Annotated in this window: 15 protein-coding genes and 1 pseudogene; 5 read left to right on the forward strand and 11 right to left on the reverse strand. The window is 62.1% G+C overall.

From position 1 onward, the window contains the following. Window positions 1–62: 62 nt before the first annotated feature. The 8 genes from VF672_RS05650 to VF672_RS05685 all read right to left on the reverse strand — a co-directional run bounded on the left by VF672_RS05650 (window position 63) and on the right by VF672_RS05685 (window position 7,653). Window positions 63–2,003: a response regulator gene (locus VF672_RS05650; RefSeq protein ID WP_331102344.1), complete on the reverse strand. Its 1,941-nt coding sequence runs from the start codon at window positions 2,001–2,003 to the stop codon at window positions 63–65. Continuing rightward, entirely contained in the window at window positions 1,993–2,892 is a 900-nt protein-coding gene (locus VF672_RS05655) for a sensor histidine kinase (protein ID WP_331102346.1), read from the reverse strand. Before VF672_RS05655 ends, VF672_RS05650 begins: the two co-directional genes overlap by 11 nt. Continuing rightward, on the reverse strand, window positions 2,885–3,910 hold the full coding sequence (locus tag VF672_RS05660) for an ATP-binding SpoIIE family protein phosphatase (protein WP_331102349.1): 1,026 nt from the start codon (window positions 3,908–3,910) through the stop codon (window positions 2,885–2,887). Before VF672_RS05660 ends, VF672_RS05655 begins: the two co-directional genes overlap by 8 nt. Continuing rightward, on the reverse strand, window positions 3,901–4,305 hold the full coding sequence (locus tag VF672_RS05665) for an anti-sigma regulatory factor (protein ID WP_331102351.1): 405 nt from the start codon (window positions 4,303–4,305) through the stop codon (window positions 3,901–3,903). Before VF672_RS05665 ends, VF672_RS05660 begins: the two co-directional genes overlap by 10 nt. After that, window positions 4,302–4,664, reverse strand: a complete 363-nt coding sequence (locus VF672_RS05670) for an STAS domain-containing protein (RefSeq protein WP_192172051.1) — start codon at window positions 4,662–4,664, stop codon at window positions 4,302–4,304. The genes VF672_RS05665 and VF672_RS05670 overlap by 4 nt, the downstream gene beginning before the upstream one ends. A 4-nt stretch (window positions 4,665–4,668) precedes the next feature. Continuing rightward, window positions 4,669–5,520: an STAS domain-containing protein gene (locus VF672_RS05675; protein ID WP_331102356.1), complete on the reverse strand. Its 852-nt coding sequence runs from the start codon at window positions 5,518–5,520 to the stop codon at window positions 4,669–4,671. 282 nt (window positions 5,521–5,802) lie between these two features. After that, window positions 5,803–6,360: a hypothetical protein gene (locus VF672_RS05680; RefSeq protein ID WP_414705577.1), complete on the reverse strand. Its 558-nt coding sequence runs from the start codon at window positions 6,358–6,360 to the stop codon at window positions 5,803–5,805. A gap of 171 nt (window positions 6,361–6,531) precedes the next feature. Next, the gene (locus VF672_RS05685; protein WP_331102357.1) at window positions 6,532–7,653 is read right to left on the reverse strand and encodes a DUF1615 domain-containing protein; all 1,122 of its coding nucleotides are present in this window, start codon (window positions 7,651–7,653) and stop codon (window positions 6,532–6,534) included. Between the two features lie 815 nt (window positions 7,654–8,468). Here VF672_RS05685 and VF672_RS05690 point away from each other — a divergent pair. From VF672_RS05690 to VF672_RS05710, 5 genes are all read left to right on the forward strand, one after another. Next, window positions 8,469–9,011, forward strand: coding sequence for a cysteine hydrolase family protein (locus VF672_RS05690; RefSeq protein ID WP_331102359.1), 543 nt, complete (start codon window positions 8,469–8,471; stop codon window positions 9,009–9,011). A 14-nt stretch (window positions 9,012–9,025) separates the two neighbouring features. Further along, window positions 9,026–9,979 carry a 2-hydroxyacid dehydrogenase gene (locus VF672_RS05695; protein ID WP_331102362.1) on the forward strand — a complete coding sequence of 318 codons (954 nt, stop codon included), beginning with the start codon at window positions 9,026–9,028 and terminating at the stop codon, window positions 9,977–9,979. A 233-nt stretch (window positions 9,980–10,212) separates the two neighbouring features. After that, the gene (locus tag VF672_RS05700) at window positions 10,213–10,857 is read left to right on the forward strand and encodes an HAD-IA family hydrolase (RefSeq protein WP_331102364.1); all 645 of its coding nucleotides are present in this window, start codon (window positions 10,213–10,215) and stop codon (window positions 10,855–10,857) included. Window positions 10,858–10,939: 82 nt separating this feature from the next. Further along, the gene (locus VF672_RS05705; protein WP_331102367.1) at window positions 10,940–12,160 is read left to right on the forward strand and encodes a putative DNA modification/repair radical SAM protein; all 1,221 of its coding nucleotides are present in this window, start codon (window positions 10,940–10,942) and stop codon (window positions 12,158–12,160) included. Next, window positions 12,157–13,053: a TIGR03915 family putative DNA repair protein gene (locus VF672_RS05710; protein WP_331102369.1), complete on the forward strand. Its 897-nt coding sequence runs from the start codon at window positions 12,157–12,159 to the stop codon at window positions 13,051–13,053. The genes VF672_RS05705 and VF672_RS05710 overlap by 4 nt, the downstream gene beginning before the upstream one ends. Before the next feature lie 34 nt (window positions 13,054–13,087). Here VF672_RS05710 and VF672_RS05715 read toward each other — a convergent pair whose 3' ends face one another. The 3 genes and pseudogenes from VF672_RS05715 to VF672_RS05725 all read right to left on the reverse strand — a co-directional run. After that, entirely contained in the window at window positions 13,088–14,155 is a 1,068-nt protein-coding gene (locus VF672_RS05715) for a dienelactone hydrolase (protein WP_331102370.1), read from the reverse strand. 399 nt (window positions 14,156–14,554) lie between these two features. Next, window positions 14,555–15,160: an FMN-dependent NADH-azoreductase gene (locus tag VF672_RS05720; protein WP_331102371.1), complete on the reverse strand. Its 606-nt coding sequence runs from the start codon at window positions 15,158–15,160 to the stop codon at window positions 14,555–14,557. A 217-nt stretch (window positions 15,161–15,377) separates the two neighbouring features. Further along, a pseudogene (locus VF672_RS05725) lies at window positions 15,378–15,511 on the reverse strand (aspartate aminotransferase family protein); the annotation flags it as partial.

Here is a 15,511-nt window from a genome sequence, read left to right on the forward strand (position 1 = left end):
AAAGCGTCGAGCTCAAATACTGCGAAGTCACTGATTGCAGACAAAAAACCAATCCGTTCGGATTAGCTGTCCATCATGACCCTCACTTTCGACAGAAATTCCACTAACTGGAAAGGTTTGAGGATCATATCCATCCGCTCGCCAAGAAAATCCTGTCGATTGAGGGCATTTTCGGCGTAGCCGGTCATGAACAACACCGGCAGTTCGGGACGCCAGCTTCGGCCGCGCTGAGCGACCTCGCGGCCGTTCATTTCCGGCATGCCCACGTCCGTGAGCAGCAGCTCGATGGTGGCGTCATGCTCCAGACACGCCAACGCCGTGCCGACATCGGCGGCCTGGGTGCAGCGGTAACCGGCATCGGTGAGGATTTCATTGACGAACATGCGCACCGACGCCGTGTCTTCGACGATCAGCACGTGCTCCCCTGCCCCCTGCGCCGCGACGGTGGCCGGCGGTTGCGGCTCGACGCTCTGCACGTGGGCCGCCGGCAACATCAGCGTGACCTCGGTGCCGTGGCCGACCACGCTGCGAATCTGCACGTCGCCGCCCGACTGCCGGGCGAAACCGTAGATCGTCGACAGGCCCAGGCCGGTGCCCTGGCCAATCGGTTTGGTGGTAAAGAACGGGTCGAACACTTTGTCGATGAGGTGATGCTCAATGCCAACCCCGTCATCGCGCACGGTCAGGGCGATGTAGGCACCGTCCGCCATCCGCGAGTGGCCCTGGGAATAGGTTTCGAACGTACTGATCCAGATATTGCCACCGGCCGGCAGCGCGTCACGGGCATTGATGACCAGGTTGAGCAACGCGCTCTCAAGCTGGCCCGCATCGACCATCGCCACGGCGCTGCGCGAGGTCAGCTCCAGGGTCAGGCAGATGCTTTTGCCGATGGTGCGGCCCAGCAGGTCTTCCAGGGACCGCACGTACTGATTGACGTCCGAAGCCCGGGTGTCGAGCGGCTGCTGGCGGGCGAAGGCCAGCAGACGATGGGTCAACGCCGACGCACTTTTGGCCGAGGCGAGGGCGGCATCGGCATAGAGCATGACTTTTTCGGTGCGGCCGTCCTCAGTGCGCTTCTTGACCAGTTCAAGCCCGGTGACGATGCCCGTCAGCAGGTTGTTGAAGTCATGGGCGATGCCGCCGGTCAGTTTGCCGATGGCGTCCATTTTCTGCGCCTGCAGCAACTGCTCCTCCGTCCGTGCGCGCTCGGCGACTTCGTGGGCCAGCCGGCTGTTGACTGAATCCAGCTGCTGCAGATGCGACTGTTCGCGGCGGCGATGCTCGGTGACGTCTTCGATGAACACCAGGCTCATGCCAGGGACCCGGTAAGGTGAAACCTGCCATTCGGTCTCGCGTAATTCGCCCTTGACCCGCATGCTCAGCGTGCCCATCCAGCGCTCGCCCGCCTCCAGCGCTTCGCGCAGACCGTCCAGTGCCGAGTCCTGGTCATCGCTGAAGCTGCTCAGCACCGTATTATCGCCGGCGTCCTGCCCAAGCAACTGGGCAAAGGCGTGGTTGGCCTCGTGGACCTTCAGATTGCCGTCCATGACCGCAATGGGGGCGGAGACGTTGGCGAAAATCTCGCGAAAGCGTTCTTCGCTCTCGCGCAGGGCGTACTCGGTGTCACGCACCCGCAGCAGGGTGCGCAGGGTAGCGAGCAACACATCCGGGTCGACCGGGTGCACCAGGTAGGCGTCCGCGCCCGCTTCCAGCCCGGTCACGATGTCGCCGGTCTGGATCGATGCTGCGGACACGTGCACCACCGGCAACAGCGCCGTACGGGTCGTCGCCCGCAGCTGGCGCACGATGTCGAAGCCGCTCATGTCAGGCAGGTTGACGTCGAGAATCAGTGCGTCAGGCAACTGCTCGGCAATCAGCGCCAGGCCTTCGGTGCCGGTGCCGGCTTCCGACACGACGAAACCCTGACGCTCCATGCGCCGACGCAGGGCGTAGCGGGTCGCGGTGTTGTCATCAACGATCAGCAGCCGGGTTTCAGGCTTCATCGACAGGTTCCTGGGCGAGTGCCAACGGAATGACCACATAAAACGTGGAGCCCACACCGGGCTCACTGTCCACGCCAACCCGGCCACCGAGCAACTCGGCGAAACGTTTGCACAGGGACAGGCCCAGACCGGTACCGCGCAAGCGCTTCTGGAGCGGCGAGTCGACCTGAATGAAGTCTTCGAACAGCGCCCCGTGCAGTTCCTGGGGGATGCCGATGCCGGTATCGGTCACGGCAAATCGAATCGAATCCTCCGTTTCCAGCTGCGCTGAAACACGCACTACCCCGCGCTGGGTGAATTTCAAAGAGTTGGAAATGAAGTTGCGCAGAATCTGCCCCAGCTTCTGGTCGTCGGTGTAGAGCCTCGGCAAGCCCGCAGGTTCTTCGAAAATCAGGTCCACCGCCGAGGTGTCGACGATGGGTCTGAACATGCCGCGCAGGGCCGAAAACAGATCGAACATGTCGAACCACGCCGGCGAAATGCTGATGCGCCCGGCTTCGATCTTCGCCAGATCGAGCAGGTCGTCGACCATGTCGCTCAGTTCACGGGCCGCAGTGCTGACAAAGGCGACCTGCTTGTGCTGTTCGGGGCTCAGCGGGCCGTCAAGCTCATCCGACAGCAGGCTGGCAATGCTAAGGATCGAGCCCAGTGGCGTACGGAATTCATGGCTCATGTACGACAGGAAGCGGCTCTTGAGGTCGGACGCCTCGCGCAGCTGGTCGGCCTGGTTCTCCAGCTCGGCGTACAGGGCCAGTACGCCCTGATTGGTTTCATCGAGCTCGACACGCAACGCCGCCGCTTCGGCGCGCGCGCGTTCCAGTTCGATCCTGGTTTCGCTTTCGACCCCGGAAGAGCCTTCAAGGGTCTCGCGGGTGGTGTTGTCAGTCATCAAGCGTCTCCAGAGCCATCACCAATACCGTTACGTCGTCCCTGCCCCGGCAGTAATCACGGTGCAACACCGCTGCAATAATGGCCGGATGTCGGTACATCAGACCCGGATAATCGCGAAGATTCCAACGCGACTGCAGGCCGTCGCTGAACATGATCAACAGTTGCCCGGTGCAATCGGCGTAGTCGATCGGGGCAATCTTGCGATACTGCAGACCAACGATCCCGGGGTGCGAAGGAATGCCCCGGTTCTTGTCGTCGCCGATCAGTGTCGCGCCGATGTTGCCGATGCCGATGAAGCGCAGCTTGCCCGAGGCGCCGTCGAACTGCGCCAGCGCCGCTGCTCCGCCACGGCTGCCACGCATGTCGAAATGCAGGTCCTCGAGCAGCACGCCGGGGTCGGCAAAGGGCTGACGAATGAACGCCCGGGCGCCGGCCATTCCGGCTTCTTCGGCTTCAGGGCCATGGCCGAGGCCGTCGATCATCATGATCGAAACCTGCTGCCCCTTGACCGCAACCTCCCAGACGTCGCCACACGCCGGGTCATCGTGCAACGAATGCTGGGTGATGCCCATCCGCAGATCTTTGACAACGGCCTTGCGCGGATAGAAGCGCGCCAGCAGCACGCTGCCGCGAGGGTCGCTGTGCACGTCGAAGACCTGCGCCTGACGCAGCACCGAACCCAGGCCGATGCCCTGGGTGCCCCGGGTAGAGAAGCCGTCGGCCATGCAGTGCTGCACGTCGAAACCCTTGCCGCGGTCGACGGCAATGATCTCGACGCCCGCCGCGACACCCGAGCTGTCGCCCGGGAGCGCGCGCACATGCAGCTCACCATTTTGCGCGTGCTTGATGATGTTACTCGCCAGTTCAGTGACCACCAGCGCCACGCGACCGCAATCGGCTTCGTCAAAGCCCGCATCTTCCGCGACTTTCTGGGCGGTGCGCCGGGCGTGCCCCACCTGACTGACGTCCTCCACCGACAAGACCTGGGTCAGGCGGCTGTGCAGGTTCAGGTCCATTTGCAGATCGTCACGCGGGTGCCTGCGCCAGGAGCGGTGTCCAGCTCGAAGTCGTCCACCAGCCGCTTGGCACCGGTCAGCCCCAGGCCCAGACCGCCGCCGGAGGTCCAGCCATCGGTCATCGCCAGCTTGAGGTCCGGAATGCCCGGGCCTTCGTCACGAAAAGTCAGGCGCAGGCCGACCCGCAGGCCGTCCTCGACGATCTGCCAGTCCATGTCACCGCCGCCGCCATAGACCATGGTGTTACGCGCCAGCTCGCTGACCGCCGTCACCAGCTTGGTCAGGTCGATCAGGCGCATGCCGCATTCCTGGGCCAGCTTGCGCGCGGTCTGCCGCGCCAATACGACATCCTGCTCGATACGGATGGGTTGAATGCCGCTGCTGCGCACGGTCATTGAGAATAAGCCCGCTCGCGCAACAGCTTCATGCCGCGCTCGACGTTCAGCGCGGTGCTGACGCCGGGCAGGGTCATGCCCAGCTCCACCAGCGTGATGGCCACGGCTGGCTGCATGCCGACCAGCACGGTTTCGGCGTCCATGATGCGCGACAGGCCGGAGATCATGCCGATCATCCGGCCAATGAACGAGTCGACCATGTCCAGCGCCGAGATGTCGATGAGCACGCCGCGCGCCGAAGTACGGCTGATGCGCTCGGACAGATCGTCCTGCAGCGTCATCGCGAGCTGGTCATGCATGTCCACCTGGATGGTGACGAGCAGAAAGTCGCCCATCTGCAGAATCGGGATGCGCTCCATGGGCTCATACCGCCTTGGTGAGGGTGACGCCCAGACGGCGCAGGGCCAGCGCGAGGGCGTCGGCCAGATTGGCTTTGGTCACGACGCCCTGCAGGTCCAGGCCCAGGTGCACGATGGTCTGGGCAATCTGCGGACGCACGCCACTGATGATGCAATCGGCGCCCATCAGGCGGATCGCCGTGACGGTTTTAAGCAAATGCTGGGCGACCAGGGTGTCGACGGTCGGCACGCCGGTGATGTCGATGATGGCAATTTCTGCGCCGGTGTCGACGATGCGTTGCAACAGCGATTCCATGACCACCTGGGTGCGTTGCGAATCCAGCGTGCCGATCATCGGCAGCGCCAGAACGCCGTCCCACAGCTTGACCACCGGCGTGGACAGCTCGAGCAGTTCTTCCTGCTGACGCTTGATCACCGCTTCACGGGACTTCTGATACGTGCGGATGGTGTGCAGACCCAGACCATCGAGCAGCTCGGACATGTGCAGCACTTGCTCGGCCATCAGCGCCGGCTGGTCGGCAAAGGCCTGTTGCAGCTGGGCGAACAGCGGGCCCTTGAGGGCGAAGATGAAACTGGCGGTCTGCTGGGAATCCTGACCGGCCAAGGCGCGCTGGGTGGAGAGCTTTTCAAGGAAATGACGAGCGTCGTCCCACTCGGCGGTGGTGATGTTGGCAGAGCCACCCTTCTCCAGCGTTGACGTCAGCAGGCGCAGGAAGTCGGCGACTTGCTGGCGAGTTTCTTCAGGCTTGAGATTGCGCGTTGCGCCGCTGGCTTCCAGATCGGCGTGCCATTGCACAGCCAGCTGGGATTCGGCGCGCTTGAGGGCGTCCAGGGTGATTTGTTGCAATGCTGCCATGAGGGTGGCTCCAGTGAGTGCACGTCGAGCTTCAGAGTGAGTCGACTTGAGCAGGCCTGTGAAATACGCGGGATGGTCTAAAAAAACACCGAACGTTGAGCGGCAGGTGTTGCCGGGGCGTCACTCGTTGCCAAGGCGTGATGGGAAGACTGCCTGGCTCACGCGATTGTAGCCCCGGCAACGGCCATGATCCGGGCAGACGAAATACGCCTGCCGCGACTTGGTGTCAACATAACATCAGCCCGTTTTCGTTGTTTCTTTATCGGCGCGATCGTCGCGGACTTAAAATACGCTGTCGACGACCTGCACGTAGATTGAAAAAGCCCCCAACAAAAACCAGAACACAATAAACAGCCACGGCGTGCGCATGGAGAACAACAGCGACTTGCGGTAGCCCTTCTCACTGGATTCATGCTCGCTGAACAAGGGCGAGTCGTCATACGCGAGTCCCATGGCCGGCTGGCTGATGAGTAACTGGGCCTGTTTGAAATGCCAGTGATCGATGATCTCGTATGCCGCGCGAATGCCCGGCCAGGCGTGCATGGAGCTGATCAGTCCAAGCAGTGTCAGAAAGGGCGGCACCACCAGCGTGAACATCTTGCCCCATTCCGGATTGAGGTTGGCCATCGACGAGGCGAAGGCGATCACCAGAAAGGACTGCGCAGACAGATAGGCGTTGGTGCGGTCGGAGAGGATGGCCGTTTCGTACTGGATTTCCTTGCGGTAGAAATCCAGCCGGTCCTTCGGCGATCCAAACAGCATCGCGTCAGCCACCTGGGCATTGGCGACTTGTTCTTCAGCGGCCGGGTTGCTGCTGGTAATGATGGTGGGTGTTTCCATGTCGCGACTCACAAGCGGGGCTCCTGCCTATAAAACGGCGGCGCAGGAAAATTTCCGCGTCGCGCATCGATATTTGAGTGGGTGATCCCGTCCCGGTGCCCGAGAGGGGACGAACGGCGTGCCGCTTCATGCGGACCCATTCTCGCCAGGAACGCGCCGGCCGTAGCGTCCTTACTTCAACGCACCTGAGGCACGGGTCATGCAGCGCACGCGTCGCTCCTCCACGCGCTGGGCGAACCAGGCGGTGGTCAGCTTGCGGGTGATCTTTGGGCTCTCCAGCACGATGCCCGGCAAAATTGCCCTCGGGAGCGGTTTGCCCGCCGCCTTGTCGGCCATGGCGAAAATCCGCGCGTACAGTTCGGTGTCCTCGAAGTCCAGGGATTCACCCTTCTCCAGTTGGCTGCGGATGACGGTGTTGCGCATGTCCAGCTGCGGGTAGACGCTGCGCACGGCCAGCTCGGTCTGCCCCAGCGCCGGGCCGAACCCGTAGCTGATCAGGTCGCCATCCAGGGCCAGGCGCTTGCCGGACACCCGTGCCAGCGCGCTCTGAAATGCAGCATTGCGACTGGCGTACCAGCCTGCGTTGAAGTCGGCGAAGCGGTACAGCGGCTTGTCGTAGCTGACCGGATAGCCCAGCAAATGGGCGATACCGAAATACAGGCCACCGCGACGGCTGAACACTTCGTGGCGAATGGACCCTTCGACCGGGTACGGATAATCCCGGGCCTGACGCTCGGCAAACTCAATGCTGACCTGCATGGGACCGGCGGTGTGAACCGGGTTGAAGTTGCCGAACAGGGTCCGGCCCAGCGGAACCATGCCAATGAAGTCATCGAAAATCGCGCTCAGGTCTTTTTCGGTACGCGCAGCGCTCAGGCGCTCACTGTAGGTTTTGCCGGTCGAAGAGCGGATGTCCAGCGCGCTGCGCACCAGCAGATTGGGAATGTGCGCCTTGCTGGCGCGACGGTCGATTTCATCCTGGGCGATCTTGCCCATGCCGGGGACAGCCGGATCGACCTGAAAATTCGATTCCTGCTCGGCGACGGCCAGCACAGAACAGAGGTTTTCAACGGTAGGGTCAATCTTCTGCGCGTCAAAGGCGCGCTGAATGTCCTGCGCCCAGCCCTGGCGGTCGGCCACACTGGCAGGCAACAGCCGCACGATTTCACTGCGCACCGCAGCCGGCTCCGGCGCGGGTTCCTGGGTGCGCTGCGCGCTGCAACCTGCGAGCAGCGTCAGCAGGATCAGGCTGGCAAGGGCATGGAGGTGGCGGCTGATTCCATTCACGGGCATGAATTCTCGCTGGTTACTCAAACAGGGTGGCGGGCTATGGACAGCGGGAAGCGCTGCTGATTCAAACGGGGCCGGAGACAGTCCCGCTAACGGCATCGCAGGCATCCAGTGGAATTGGCCGTGACCTCGACGGTAGGACCGGCTTTAGCCGGGAAAGCGTCAGGCAGCACGCCGCAAAATGATGTCGCACACACTGGCCTCTTCCCGGCTGAAGCCGGTCCTACTGTCACTCCGCGTAGCCTTAGTAGGACCGGCTTTAGCCGGGAAGGCGTCGGACGTCACGCCGCATAATTGATGTCGTACGCACTGGCCTCTTCCCGGCTGAAGCCGGTCCTACTCTCACTCCGCGTACCCTTAGTAGGACCGGCTTTAGCCGGGAAGGCGTCGGACGTCGCGCCGCACAATTGATGTCATACGCACTGGCCTCTTCCCGGCTGAAGCCGGTCCTACTCTCACTCCGCGTAGCCTTGGTAGGACCGGCTTTAGCCGGGAAGGCGTCGGACGTCACGCCGCACAATTGATGTCGTACGCACTGGCCTCTTCCCGGCTGAAGCCGGTCCTACTGTCACTCCGCGTAGCCTTAGTAGGACCGGCTTTAGCCGGAAGGCGTCGGACGTCACGCCGTACAATCGATGTCGTACGCAGTGGCCTCTTCCCGGCTGAAGCCGGTCCTACTCTCACTCCGCGTAGCCTTAGTTGGAGCGGCTTTAGCCGGGAAAGCGGCGCATGGGCGAACGATGCTGTCGTTGCTCACCACGCCATTCAGGTGGTAATACTCTGCCCACACCCGACAACCCACGAACAAGGAAGGCCCCATGTCCAGCACAGCGCTCATCGTAGTCGATATCCAGAATGACTACTTTCCAGGCGGTAAATGGCCACTGGCAGGCGCCGACGCCGCCGCTGACAATTCCGCCAGGGTGATTCAGGCCGCCCGCGACGCCGGGGATCTGATTGTCTTCATCCGCCATGAGTCAGGCGCCGATGCACCCTTCTTCACCCCCGGTTCCGATGGCGCCAAATTGCATCCCAAAGTCCTGAACCTTGAAAGCGAACCGGTGGTGCTCAAGCATTTCCCTAACTCGTTCCGCGAAACCGGGCTGCAGGCTCTGCTCAAAGACAAGGGCGTCGAGAACCTGGTGATCATCGGCTCCATGAGCCACATGTGCATCGACGCCACCACCCGCGCGGCGGCGGACCTCGGTTACACCGTCAAAGTGCTTCACGACGCCTGCGCCAGCCGCAACCTGGAGTTCGAAGGCAGCGTGGTGCCCGCGGCCCAGGTCCACGCCGCATTTATGTCCGCGCTGGGCTTTGCCTATGCCGAGGTACTGAGTACCGACACATATCTAGCCTGATGAAGGAGAAAACAATGAGCGAGAAAAAAGCAGACATTCTGGTCTGGGGCCCGATGCACGCATCATTGATGCAAAATCTTGAGCGCGACTTCACTGTGCATAAACGCGCGGAAATCGAGGATATCGAGGCCTGGGCCAACGAACACGGGGCCAAGGTCCGCGGCGTCGTCACCAGCGGCGTATTCGGCACCGACAACGCCCTGCTCGATCGCCTGCCGAACCTGGAAGTGGTCAACAGCTTTGGCGTGGGCTACGACGCGGTCGACACCGACTACTTGTCGCGCCGGGGCATCACGCTGAGCAATACCCCCGATGTACTCAACAACGCCGTCGCCGAAACCGCCATGGCGCTGATGCTCTGCGTGTCCCGACGCATCAGCGACGCCGAGCGCTTCGTTCGCGCCGGTAAATGGCCCCATGGCAAATTCCCGCTGGGCAACGACCTGTGCGGCAAGACCTGCGGCATCGTCGGCCTGGGCAAGATCGGCAAAACCATTGCCAAACGCGCGGCGGCCTTCGAGATGAACATCGCCTACTTCCGCCGTGGCCGCCCTTACGACGATGTGTCCTACCAGCACTACGGCGACCTCAAGGAACTGGCCCAGGACTCGGACTACCTGATTGTCATCGTCCCGGGCGGCCCGGACACCCAGCACCTGATCAACGCCGACGTGCTGAGAGCGCTGGGGCCCCAATCGTTCCTGATCAACGTGGCCCGCGGCTCGGTTGTCGACGAGAAGGCGCTGGTCGCCTCGCTGCTGGCCTCGGAAATCGCCGGCGCAGGCCTGGACGTGTTCGACGACGAGCCCAACGTACCGGCCGAACTGTTGAAGCTGGACAACGTGGTGCTCACGCCGCACATCGGCTCGGGGACCTACGAAACCCGCCAGGCCATGGCCGACCTGGTATTTGCCAACGTCAGCGGCTACTTCAACGACAAAACCCTCATCACCCCGGTTGAGCTGTAACCGGCACCCATATGCAGGCCCGGCGATGAACCCGTCGGCCTGCGTAAAAAGGACAACCGGACATGGCGGCGGCTAGTGCGCTCGAGCAAAGCTCCGCCCTACCGTAAGTCAGAGCCGAGGCATTGCCGCCAACTTTTCTGGATAATGCCGGTCGAATTGCCCCTTACCCAGATCCCAGACATCTGCACACGCCATCCGGTCAGCCACTTGATCGAGAACCAAGGAGAGCCTGTTTGAATATTGCCGGCGTTATTTTTGACTGCGACGGAACCCTGGTTGACAGCGAACGGCTCGCCGCCGGTTTACTGCGTGACATCCTCAACACACATCAGGTTCTGTTGAGCGTGGACGAGGTCCTGCAACGCTTCAGGGGCGTGCAATTTGCGCTGTGCATGGAAGGCCTGTGCCGCGATTACCCTTGGCTGCCCAGCGACGACATCGTCAACGAGTTCCGCTCACGTACCCTGCCGTTGCTGCAGGAACAGCTGGAAGAGATGCCGGGTGCCGTCGAATTCGTGCGCAGCCTGTCGCTGCCCAAATGCGTCGCCTCCAATGGCCCGCGCAGCAAGATCGAAACCTGCCTGAGCACGGTCGGTCTGCTTGACGTGTTCCACGGCCTGATTGTCAGCGCCTACGAGGTGCAATCATGGAAGCCATCGCCGGTGCTCATCGAACACGCCGCGCAGTTGTTGGGTTTGCCTCCCGCGCAATGCCTGCTGGTGGAAGACAGCGTTCCCGGCGTGGAGGCCGGACTGGGCGCCGGCGCGCAAGTGGCGGGCTATGGCGACACTGACTTCTCGGCGTTTACGGGCCACGCCAACTTCCATCGCGTCAAAGATTTCGGCGAATTGAAGGATTTGGTACAGCGCATCAGTTGAAGGGCTTGCCATCCATCCGAATGGCCCTTGTTCATCGCAGGTCAACTCGATACTGTACATAAAACCAGTATCGAGAAAACCCATGCAGCTGATCGACAAGCTGAGCATCCTCGCCGACGCGGCCAAGTACGACGCCTCCTGCGCCAGCAGCGCCGCACCCAAACGCAGTTCGGAAGGCAAATCCGGGCTTGGGTCCAGCACTGGCATGGGTATCTGCCACAGCTATACGCCTGACGGGCGCTGTGTCTCGCTGCTGAAAATCCTCCTCACCAACTTCTGTCTGTACGACTGCCAGTACTGCGTCAATCGCCGTTCCAGCGATGTGCCGCGCGCGCGTTTCAGTCCCGAAGAAGTGGTCACGCTGACGCTGGACTTTTATCGTCGCAACTGCGTCAGCGGCCTGTTCTTGAGCTCAGGGATCATCCGCTCGGCCGACTACACCATGGAGCAGTTGATCCGCGTCGCCAAGCTGCTGCGGGAAGAGCACGAATTTCGTGGCTACATTCACCTCAAAACGATTCCTGAAGCTGACCCTGCACTGATCGAAGAAGCCGGCCGCTACGCCGACCGCTTGAGCGTCAATATTGAACTGCCGACCCAGTTGGGGCTGCAAACCCTGGCGCCCGAAAAAGAAATGGGCTCGATCAAACAGGCCATGCAAACCATTTACACCGGTCAGCAAACCGTTCTCAACGAGCCCAAGGCGCCGCGTTTTACGCCAGCCGGGCAAAGCACGCAAATGATTGTGGGGGCCGACGACACAGACGACAGCACCATCCTGCACACCGCCGAGTCACTGTACGGCGATTTCCGCCTCAAGCGCGTCTACTACTCAGCCTTCAGCCCGATTCCCAATAGCCCGAAAAGCGTGCCCCACGCCGCGCCGCCATTGATGCGCGAGCACCGGCTGTATCAGGCCGATTTTCTGCTGCGAAGCTATGGTTACAGCGCAGGCGAGTTGCTGCAGGGGCCGGGTCACCTGGCGCTGGACATCGACCCCAAGCTTGCCTGGGCGCTGGAGCACCGCGACGTCTTCCCGCTGGACCTTAACCGCGCGGAGCCGGCAATGATCGCGCGGATCCCCGGAATCGGCATTCGCACCACCAAGCGTCTGGTTGAACTGCGCCGCCAACGCCGTATTCGCTACGAAGACCTGACCCGGCTGCGCTGCGTGCTGGCCAAGGCCAAGCCTTTCATCATCACCAGCGACTACCATCCCCGTCAGGCCGAAAGCTCAAGCATCGATTTGCGCGAGCAACTGCGCGACAAACCGCAGCCTCAGCAAATGGCGTTGTGGGGATGATCATTCTCGATTGCGCCGAGTCCTTCGACACGTGGCGGCAACAGGCCCGCTGGTTGCTGAGCCACCAGATCAATCCGGATCAGGTCAGCTGGAGCGTGCAGCAGGATGCCGACCTCTTCGCCAGCGACACGGATTACCCTGCCGAGCCCGGCCCGTTTCGCGCGCGCATCCCTCTGGAACTGCTGGAGCTGCTGCAGAACGCCTCGCAATATTGCGGTGATCAGCGCTGGACGCTGCTGTATGAGGTGCTCTGGCGCGTCAGCCACGGTGACCGCACGGCGATGCTGGCGGGAGACAAGCTGGGCAGCGAACTGCACCGGCGCCTGAAACAGGTCAGCCGCGAAGCCCATCACCTGCATGCATTTCTGCGCTTTGTTGCGCTGCCGGTGATGGACAGTGCCGAGGACGTCGCCGCCAGGGCGGCGTTGCTGGACATGACCCGATTGCCGGAGTACGTGGCCTGGCACGAGCCGGCCCACGACATTCTGCACACCGCCAGCGAGCACTTCATCGGGCGCATGGGGCGGCATCGCTGGATGATCGCCACGCCCAAAGACGGCGTATTTTATGACGGCGAACGGTTGATTCATCAGCCGGTGTGCCCGCAGGCGTGGCAGTCACTGGCGCGCAACGCCGATGATCCCCACGGCAATCTGTGGCTCACGTATTACAGCCACATCTTTAATCCGGCGCGGCTTAATCCGAAAGTCATGCAAGGCCATTTACCGGCGCGGTTCTGGAAGAATCTTCCCGAAGGGCCATTGATCCCGGCGCTCATCAGCGAAGCACGCACCGGCGGGCAGCGTGATGGTCAGGCGCGGGAGATTGCGGAGCGGCGCGGCAAAGTGATTCGCGGCAAACCGGCGCCCTCGCCGGCGGCTGACGCCGACTAAGCCACGCGGCTCAGCGTCGCCGTCTCTTGCAGTGCTACGGCTCCAGATCGTTGACGGGTCCCATCTCGCGATGCACGGCCGTCTGCATGCCGGCGGTGTTTGAAGGCGTGCCCAGGGCAGTGCCAAAGAAGCGCACGGCCTCGGTGCTCAGGTCGCGGTGAATGCTCTCGCGGTTGACCCCAATGGCGTCGGTGCACAACCCTGGTTGAGTGGCGCGCTGCTCATCATCGCAGGGCGCCATGAAGACGAAGTGCCCTGCCCCGGCAAACAATTTGAAGTCGGACACATCGGGCAGCTTGCGCGCCAGTGCCTCGGCGTTCTTGTCGATGGCCAGCAATTCGTCCCCATCGCCGCTGTACAGCAGCACGGGGACATGCACCTCAGCCAGGGTCTGGCGACCGAACATCAACCCCAGCGGCGCCATCAACATCAACGCGCCGACGCGCGGATCGGCCTGGGCGTGCAGGTCTTCACGATCTGCCACCAGCTCACCCTGGGTCTTGCACGCATCGCGGTCCTGGGGGCGCTCGGTGCAGTAATGACGCAGACGCTGAAGATCCGGTTGCGCACCGGCGAGAATCAAGGCGGTTTCCCCGCCCGCTGAATAGCCGATCACCCCTACCCGACGGGCGCTGATGTAAGGCGACAGCATCGGGTCAATCAACGCGGCGCTGATGGCTTCGGAAATCTGCAGCGGGCGGCCATAGAGATTGCTCAGGCTGCCGAGGCGGCTGTGGTCCATGTAGTTATCGCCCGGATGAAACACCGCCACCACCACAAACCCTTTACGCGCCAGCGAGGTGGCCAGGTCGTGCTGGGCCAGGGGCGTGCCGGTATTGCCATGCGACACCATTAGCAGCGGGAAGCGGCCCATGGCGATGGTGGCGTCTTGCGACGCTTCGATGGGATAACCCTGAACGCGGGTGATATGTTCGTCGTCGGTGGAGGGGTAAAAGGCGTAGGCGTGCATGGGCCGGGAATCCAGAGGATCGAGGAACGTCAGCTCGTGAAAGCCCACACTCCAACTCTGCAGCTCGCTGGCCTGCACCGAAATCAGGCTGCCCAGCAAGCTGATCATCATCACTGCACAAAGACGCATCATTGCAATGCCCCTCACCTTCTCAATCCAAGCCTGCCGATTCAGACGCTCATGGGCCGAAGCCCCACTAAAACGGCGTCTGTCGCTATCTGACCCTTGGGGTTGGATAACATTCCGAAACGTTTGAGGATCAATGTTGCACAAGGCGGGCCAAGCTCGATGAACGAAAGCGATCGGTTGCCGCCGGACGTAGAATCGGCGGAATTGGCCGGCATTCTACGGTGTAAGGAGTCAGGTTACGCGCAAAGAAAAGGTAAAGGCTGTCGGGCGGCTGAACACCCGCGGCAAAACAACGAAAGCCCTGGCATCGGTCGGTGGCTGGGCCAGCGATGACAGGGCTTTACAGGTTGGCGCTTATCGCTGCGGCCGTCGTCTCAGACGAGGCGCGCAACGGCGTCAATCTTAAGCGAACAGTGTTTCGCTGATGTGCTTCTGTGCGGCAGTCATGGCAGCGGCGCGTGGTTCGTCGCCGTAGGCCAGGCCTTCTGCCACGACGAATTGCAGGTCTGTGACGCCGATGAAGCCGAACACCACCTTGAGCAGGTCGTCATGGCCGGCGCCGCTCGGCAGGCCCTGATGCAGACCGCCGGTGGTGGAGACGATGATCACCTTCTTGCCCTTGCACAGACCTTCCGGGCCCGCTTCGGTGTAGCGAAAGGTGCGGCCGGCCACACAGATGCGGTCGATCCACGCCTTCAACTGGCTCGGGATGCTGAAGTTGTACATCGGCGCACCGATCACCACGACGTCCGCCGACAGGAATTCTTCGAGGGTTGCTTCGTTGGTGTCCACCTCAAGCTTCTGCGCTGCGTCACGCCCTTCCACCGGCGTACCGGCAGCGGCCAGGGTCGCGCCGGAGAAGTGAGTCAGTGGCTCATTGGCGAGGTCGCGGTACACCACCTGAGTCTCCGGGGTGCTGGCGGTGAATGCCTGAACGACGCCGCGGCTCAACTGACGCGAAGCGGAGTGATCGCCGAGGATGCTGGAATCGATGTGCAAGAGTTTCATGAAGTGCTTCCCAAGGTGAGAATCGCCGCTTGGCGATCAAGTGGCGCCATCCTACCTTGAGAAGTAATGAGTGATTAGTGGGCATAAATGCGATTGATCGTCCCGCTGGCGGGACAATCCAAATGGCCCGACAAGAGCGTCACTTCTCTCCAGCACGCTCGGGGCTGACTGGGGCCGCAAGGACGGTGTAGCCGGGAAGGCTTTGATTCGCGCGGGATCAACCAGCCAGCGCCCCCGCCACCCCCGCCACGATTCTGTCCACATCCGCCTCGTCAATCATCAATGGCGGCAGCAGCCGGATCGTCTGCCCGCGCGTCACGTTGATCAGCACCCCGTATTCCTGCGCCGCCA

It is taken from the genome of Pseudomonas sp. (genome assembly GCF_036387035.1).
In the GTDB taxonomy this organism is placed as follows: Bacteria; Pseudomonadota; Gammaproteobacteria; order Pseudomonadales; family Pseudomonadaceae; genus Aquipseudomonas.

Coding starts and splice junctions, on each gene's coding strand:
- VF672_RS05680 (WP_414705577.1), bottom strand. CDS start 6,360: ATGGAAACACCCACCATCATTACCAGCAGCAACCCGGCCGCTGAAGAA.
- VF672_RS05650 (WP_331102344.1), bottom strand. CDS start 2,003: ATGAAGCCTGAAACCCGGCTGCTGATCGTTGATGACAACACCGCGACC.
- VF672_RS05665 (WP_331102351.1), bottom strand. CDS start 4,305: ATGACCGTGCGCAGCAGCGGCATTCAACCCATCCGTATCGAGCAGGAT.
- VF672_RS05710 (WP_331102369.1), top strand. CDS start 12,157: ATGATCATTCTCGATTGCGCCGAGTCCTTCGACACGTGGCGGCAACAG.
- VF672_RS05690 (WP_331102359.1), top strand. CDS start 8,469: ATGTCCAGCACAGCGCTCATCGTAGTCGATATCCAGAATGACTACTTT.
- VF672_RS05695 (WP_331102362.1), top strand. CDS start 9,026: ATGAGCGAGAAAAAAGCAGACATTCTGGTCTGGGGCCCGATGCACGCA.
- VF672_RS05720 (WP_331102371.1), bottom strand. CDS start 15,160: ATGAAACTCTTGCACATCGATTCCAGCATCCTCGGCGATCACTCCGCT.
- VF672_RS05660 (WP_331102349.1), bottom strand. CDS start 3,910: ATGGACCTGAACCTGCACAGCCGCCTGACCCAGGTCTTGTCGGTGGAG.
- VF672_RS05655 (WP_331102346.1), bottom strand. CDS start 2,892: ATGACTGACAACACCACCCGCGAGACCCTTGAAGGCTCTTCCGGGGTC.
- VF672_RS05685 (WP_331102357.1), bottom strand. CDS start 7,653: ATGCCCGTGAATGGAATCAGCCGCCACCTCCATGCCCTTGCCAGCCTG.
- VF672_RS05670 (WP_192172051.1), bottom strand. CDS start 4,664: ATGGAGCGCATCCCGATTCTGCAGATGGGCGACTTTCTGCTCGTCACC.
- VF672_RS05675 (WP_331102356.1), bottom strand. CDS start 5,520: ATGGCAGCATTGCAACAAATCACCCTGGACGCCCTCAAGCGCGCCGAA.
- VF672_RS05705 (WP_331102367.1), top strand. CDS start 10,940: ATGCAGCTGATCGACAAGCTGAGCATCCTCGCCGACGCGGCCAAGTAC.
- VF672_RS05715 (WP_331102370.1), bottom strand. CDS start 14,155: ATGATGCGTCTTTGTGCAGTGATGATGATCAGCTTGCTGGGCAGCCTG.